Origin of the sequence: Amycolatopsis ponsaeliensis (assembly GCF_030182635.1) — a bacterium.
GTDB lineage: Bacteria > Actinomycetota > Actinomycetes > Mycobacteriales > Pseudonocardiaceae > Amycolatopsis > Amycolatopsis ponsaeliensis.
Map to the genome: position 1 here is coordinate 1 of NZ_JAPZLD010000125.1, position 599 is coordinate 599.

Here is a 599-nt window from a genome sequence, read left to right on the forward strand (position 1 = left end):
GGCCAGGACCGCAACGAACTGCGGGCTATCACCACGCTGCCCGGCGGTCAGCACGATCGACAACGGCTTCTGCCCCTGCTCACACCCCAGATGCACCTTCGTGGTCAACCCACCCCGCGACCGCCCCAACGCATGATCCTCCGGTTCGACGGTGACCCCGCCCGGCGGCTCGGCCTGCAGATCCCCCTTTTCCGCGCACCCGCCGCATGCTGATGCGCCCGCGCGATCGTGGAATCCACGCTGACATCCCACGTGATCCGACCGGCCGCCTCGGCCACCGCCTGCAACGCGGTCAGAATCCGCTGCCAGACACCCGCGCGTTGCCACCGCCGGAACAACCCATACGCCGCAGCCCAGGACCCATATGCCCCGGGCATGTCCCGCCACGGGGCACCGGTGCGCACCCGCCACCGGATCCCGTCGATCAGCTGTCGTCTGCTCCACAACGACGGCCGACCCGGCCGTGACGGCGCGGGCAGCAACGGCTTCAGCGCTGCCCACTGCTCGTCGGTCAGGTCGAACCGCCTCGTCACCGCTAGGGTGTCCACGAGGTCTCCGGTGGTGTTCAGGTTCTTCTTGGTCGACGAACCAACTACCGG

At 68.9% G+C, this 599-nt stretch carries 1 protein-coding gene; it reads right to left on the minus strand.

Annotated features, from left to right (window positions below; all coding sequences use genetic code 11):
- Nucleotides 1-104: 104 nt before the first annotated feature.
- Nucleotides 105-548 (minus strand): IS5 family transposase, encoded by a 444-nt coding sequence (locus tag QQ657_RS56505; RefSeq protein WP_350310786.1) that lies wholly within the window; start codon nt 546-548, stop codon nt 105-107.
- Nucleotides 549-599 lie beyond the last annotated feature (51 nt).